General features: G+C 42.4%; 5 protein-coding genes. All 5 read right to left on the minus strand.

Annotation, left to right across the window (positions count from 1 at the left end):
• Positions 1 to 126: 126 nt before the first annotated feature.
• Positions 127 to 1,083, minus strand: coding sequence for an RnfABCDGE type electron transport complex subunit D (locus QMD82_07650; protein ID MDI6851789.1), 957 nt, complete (start codon positions 1,081 to 1,083; stop codon positions 127 to 129).
• Entirely contained in the window at positions 1,080 to 2,396 is a 1,317-nt protein-coding gene (gene rsxC / locus QMD82_07655) for an electron transport complex subunit RsxC (GenBank protein ID MDI6851790.1), read from the minus strand. The genes QMD82_07650 and rsxC overlap by 4 nt, the downstream gene beginning before the upstream one ends.
• A gap of 14 nt (positions 2,397 to 2,410) precedes the next feature.
• Positions 2,411 to 3,001 (minus strand): indolepyruvate oxidoreductase subunit beta, encoded by a 591-nt coding sequence (locus QMD82_07660; protein MDI6851791.1) that lies wholly within the window; start codon positions 2,999 to 3,001, stop codon positions 2,411 to 2,413.
• Between the two features lie 9 nt (positions 3,002 to 3,010).
• Positions 3,011 to 4,756, minus strand: coding sequence for an indolepyruvate ferredoxin oxidoreductase subunit alpha (gene iorA / locus QMD82_07665; GenBank protein ID MDI6851792.1), 1,746 nt, complete (start codon positions 4,754 to 4,756; stop codon positions 3,011 to 3,013).
• A gap of 83 nt (positions 4,757 to 4,839) precedes the next feature.
• Positions 4,840 to 5,099, minus strand: a 260-nt coding sequence (gene rplQ, locus QMD82_07670) for a 50S ribosomal protein L17 (GenBank protein MDI6851793.1), incomplete at its 5' end; no start/stop codon positions are given.

Consider the following 5,099-nt stretch of genomic DNA (forward strand, 5'->3'; position numbering starts at 1 on the left):
CCTCCTTCTTAGCATTTTCCAGATTTTTTTCTATATCCCTTTGAGTTGCAACATAAGTATAGGCAAGAACCCCTCCGGCAAGGACTATTACAAGAGTTAGAACTAATACCATTTTAAGCTCTTTACTCATTTCTTTACCTCCCCGAGAATTTTTGGCTCTGTTAGCCTATCAATCCAAGGCCTTATAGTATTTGCGATCAGAATACTGAACATTACACCCTCGGGGTAACCTGAAAATAGCCTAATCAAAACAACCAGAAAGCCTGCAATTATTCCGTAAATAACCCGTCCACGAGGAGTTATCGGTGAAGTAACCATATCTGTGATCATATAGAAGGCACCCAGCATTAAACCCCCAGCAAGAATGTGAAACAGCGGATCGGGATATTTGTGGGGATCAATAAGCCACATAATTCCTCCGAAGAACGCTACAGATAAAATATAAGAAAGTGGAAGTCTGTAGTCAACGTAGCCTTTAAGAATCAATATAAGACCACCAATAAGAATTAATAAAGCCGATGTTTCACCCATAGATCCGGAAACATTTCCAAAGAAAAGATCTTTATACGGAGTCAATATTTTTGCAAACTTAAAGGAAGCAAGAGGTGTAGCACCCGTGAAGGTATCGGGATTCATAAACCTTGGGGGGACCCAGGTGGTAGTATCCACAGGAAAGGATGCCATTAGGAAGGCTCTTCCAACCAAAGCAGGATTAAAAATATTTTGGCCAATCCCTCCAAAAAATTGTTTTGCAAACACAATTGCAAAGACAGACCCTAATGCCGCTTCCCATAGGGGGTACTTCGGAGGCAAGGTAAGCGCGAGAAGAATTCCAGTGATTACTGCGCTACCATCAAGGCACTGACCAACGTCTCTTCCCCTCAACTTTAGCATGATAGCCTCTGCTGCAACGGCAGAAACCGCACTAACTATCATCACCAAGAGGGGATAGATTCCAAAAAAGTAAACGGCACCAGCAGCAGGAAAAACAAGGGACAATACGGTAAACCACATTACCTTTTTTACGCTTTCATTCGTCCTGATATGCGGGGAAACAGATAAGACAAAGGTCTTCTCACTCATCCTATCCTCCTTAGTTCTTGCTTCCCATACTTAATCCACTGAACGTGGTTTATCTTTGACGGACAAACAAAGGCACAAGAACCACACTCTATGCAATCAAGGAGCCCATACTTTTCCTTTGCTTCTGTAAATCTCTTTGCTTTTACGTAATCTACAAGCATTAGCGGTAAAAGTCCCATCGGACAAACCTCAACACATTTTGAGCATCGGATACAATTGTATTCCACAAATTCCTTCGCATACTTATTTGTGAAAAGCAAAATTCCCGAAGTTCCTTTTATCACAGGTACATCAAGGGTATATTGAGCAATTCCCATCATCGGTCCACCATTTATTACCTTTACGACATCTTCAACCATTCCGCCTGTCATATCAATAACATCCTTAAACCTCGTTCCAATCCTTATAAGATAATTACCACTCCCCTTTACTCCATCACCTGACAAAGTTGTTACCCTTTCAATCAAAGGCTTCCCAAACCTTACAGCTTCATAGATAGCCACAGAAGTCTGAACATTTTGCACAAGACATCCTACATCCATGGGCAACCCGCCACGAGGCACTTCTCTTCCAGTTAATGCTTTAATTAATTGTTTTTCAGCACCTTCGGGATACTTTGTCTTAACCACCCTTAATTCGAATCCTTCAAAATCTTTCACAAATTCAGAGATTTTCTTAATGGCTTCAGGTTTGTTATCCTCTATTGCTATGAAAACTTTCACGGCCTTTACTGCTCGTTTTATTAAAAAAGCACCCCACAAGACATCAACAGGGCGCTCCTGCAGGATCCTGTCATCAGCTGTAAGGAACGGTTCACACTCGGCACCGTTAATGATTACTGTGTCAATAGACTTTTCCTTTGGTGGAGATAACTTTACATAGGTTGGAAAAGCCGCACCACCAAGACCTACAATACCAGCTTCCTTCACCGCATTTACAATCTCCTCTGGAGACAAATCTTGCCAGTTAGGTCTTTCTTTGGGCTCTTCAAACCATTCATCCTTTCCATCTGCCTCTATTACAATTGCAGGATAGGAGGTCAACAAAACTGGATGAGGGTGCTCAATAATGGTTTTAACCTTGCCGGAAGTAGGTGCATGAATGGGAGAAGAAATGTAGCCATCAGCCTCAGCGATCTTCTGCCCTTTCTTTACTTCATCACCCCTTTTAACGAGAGGTTTTGCAGGCTTTCCAGTGTGCTGTATGAGAGGCAGATACAAAGTTTGTGGGACCTGCAGAACTTCTATGGATTTTGAACTGGTCCATTTATTGTAAGGAGGATGGATTCCTCCTTTAAAAGTATACTTAACCATAAAGAAGGCTCCTTTTATTTTTTGTAATAATTCTTACCCAAGTAGAAAGCTTTTAAATTTACCTCAACCGTCTCCTTTTTTACATTTTCTGATATTACCTTTTCCCATATCCTGTTATCAAAAGGCAGGAAGTTCGAAATTGCACCAAGTAAAACCGTATTAGCCGTTCTCACATCCCCAGCTTGCTTTGCCAGTTGAGTCGCTGGTATTACGATTATTTCTGTTTTCGTCCTCTCCCTGATCTGCTCTTCAACGTTTGAAGGATATGTGTCAAGTTTCAAAGATACCGTTGTGGGGACAATTTCAAGATCGTTCAAAACGACCTTGCCTCCCTCCTTTTTCAGGTAGTGAACCCAGCGAAGACCCTCAGCCTTCTCAAAGGAGAGAATAACATCACACTTACCTTTTTCAATCAATGGAGAATAAACTTTTTTTCCTAAGCGGACATGACTGACAACACTCCCACCTCTTTGAGACATCCCATGTACTTCGCTCTTCTTAGCATCAAGGCCAGCCTCCATTGCAACCTTAGCAAGAAGTTCTGAAGCGGTAAGAATTCCCTGTCCTCCTACACCTGCAATGATAACATTGAAGACTTCTTCCATTTTCCCCTCCTATGATATTGCACCAAAGGGACAAACCTGAACACAAAGATCACACCCTACACAAAGAAGTTCTGAAATATAAGCTTTTCCATCCTTCATGCTGATTGCGGGACATCCAAGTTTTATACAACCCATGCACTTTTCCCCTTTACAAATATCCGGATTTACCTTTCTTTTAGGCCTCTCCGCCTGCTTCTTTCTCTCTTCGGGAAGTAATGCACAAGGCCTCCTTGAAATGATTACCGCCGGCTCATTCAGTTCCATAACCTCTTTCATCACTTCTCTTGTTTCTCTCAACTTATGAGGATCAACTTCGTAAACCTTCTCTACACCACAAGCCTTAACAATTTCTTTTATATCAATTTCCTTTGTAGGTTCTCCCTTTGCAGTCCTCCCTGTACCCGGATGATCCTGATGCCCAGTCATCGCTGTTATGCGGTTATCAAGGATGATTATTTTTGTTATTCCTTTATTGTAAACAATATCAATGAGTCCTGGTATACCTGTATGAAGAAAGGTGGAATCGCCAATGACACCAAAAAGTTTCTTGGAAAACTCCTTTCCCCTCGCCAGTTCAAAACCAAAGGCATTGGTAATACTGGCACCCATACAAATCGTAGTGTCAATGGACTCATAAGGAGGTAGTGCACCAAGCGTATAACAGCCAATATCACCAGTTACTGTAGCCTTTAACCTCCATAGATTGTAGAAAATTCCAGTATGAGGACACCCAGGGCAAAAAACAGGAGGCCTCGCAACCGATTTCAACGGCTCAGGATGCGGCAATTCAGACCCAAGCACCCCCCTTCTTATAATATCAGGGGAGAGCTCATCACAAAGCGGAATGTACTTCTTACCTTCTACATCCGTATAGCCGAGGATCTTAATTTCTTCTTCGAGGAAAGGTTCATTTTCTTCAATTACTATTATTCTTTTCACCATACTCGCGAACTTTTTGAACAACTCAACGGGGAACGGGAAAGACATCCCCAGTTTCAGGAACGTAGCATCAGGGAAGACCTCCTTCGCATACTGGTAGGAAATACCGCTGGTTACAATCCCAAGAGAAGAATCCCCTTCTTCAATTCTGTTAAGACTCGTTTGAGAAGCAAATTCCTGGAGTTTCTTTAATCTTTCTTCAACCACATAGTGCCTTACCTTAGCGTTTGAAGGCAAAATTACGTACTTGCGGAAATCTTTTACGTAATCCTTTATTGCCACCTCCTCTCTCTCGCCGAGCTCCACCACCGTTTTAGTATGGGAAAGACGGGTTGTCATCCGGAAGAGCACCGGCGTATCAAAAATTTCAGAAATCTTAAAAGCTTCTTTCAAAAAGTCCTTAGCCTCTTGAGAATCCGAAGGTTCAATGAGAGGTAACTTTGCAAATTTCGCGTAACGTCTGTTATCCTGTTCGTTCTGTGAAGAGTGCATGCCAGGATCATCACAGGTCACTATTACAAATCCAGCGTTGATTCCAGTGTAGGATGAGGTAAACAATGGGTCCGCAGCCACGTTGAGGCCAACGTGTTTCATTGAAGTCATGCTTCTTGCACCAGCTATAGCAGCGCCAAGGGCTACCTCAAAAGCCACCTTTTCGTTGGTTGACCATTCCGCGTAAATTTCGTCGTACTTTGCAACATTTTCAAGGATTTCAGTAGATGGAGTTCCCGGATAGGCGGTTGCAACCTTTACGCCTGCTTCCCATGCACCTCTTGCAACAGCTTCGTTGCCAGATAGCAATGCCTTTTTACCCATGCTGTCCTCCAGGGATTAAAAAACAAATAAATATCTCAGAAAAAAAAGAAAAAGAAAAAGAAGTTAGCGAAAGGCTGAATAGTTCAGCCTTTCGCTTTAATTTCAAAAGATTTTTGCGGTTGTTCAAGGAGTTCCAAAATGGCCATTTGTGCATCGTCCCCCTTCCTAGGTGGGAGCCTCAAAATCCTTGTATACCCCCCATTTCTCTCTTTAAAGAGAGGGGCAATTTCTTTAAACAGCCTCTCGAGAATCCTCCTATCATTATTAACGTACCTTGCAGCCAGCCTTGTAGATGCAAGGTCATTCCTCTTTGCAATGGTTATCAACTTTTCTATGAGCCTAC

The sequence above is a fragment of the bacterium genome (assembly GCA_030019025.1).
GTDB lineage: Bacteria > Hydrothermota > Hydrothermia > UBA1063 > UBA1063 > UBA1063.

Excerpts from the sequence above, each read along its gene's own strand:
- QMD82_07650 (MDI6851789.1), bottom strand. The coding sequence starts at position 1,083 with ATGAGTGAGAAGACCTTTGTCTTATCTGTTTCCCCGCATATCAGGACG.
- rsxC (MDI6851790.1), bottom strand. The coding sequence starts at position 2,396 with ATGGTTAAGTATACTTTTAAAGGAGGAATCCATCCTCCTTACAATAAA.
- QMD82_07660 (MDI6851791.1), bottom strand. The coding sequence starts at position 3,001 with ATGGAAGAAGTCTTCAATGTTATCATTGCAGGTGTAGGAGGACAGGGA.
- iorA (MDI6851792.1), bottom strand. The coding sequence starts at position 4,756 with ATGGGTAAAAAGGCATTGCTATCTGGCAACGAAGCTGTTGCAAGAGGT.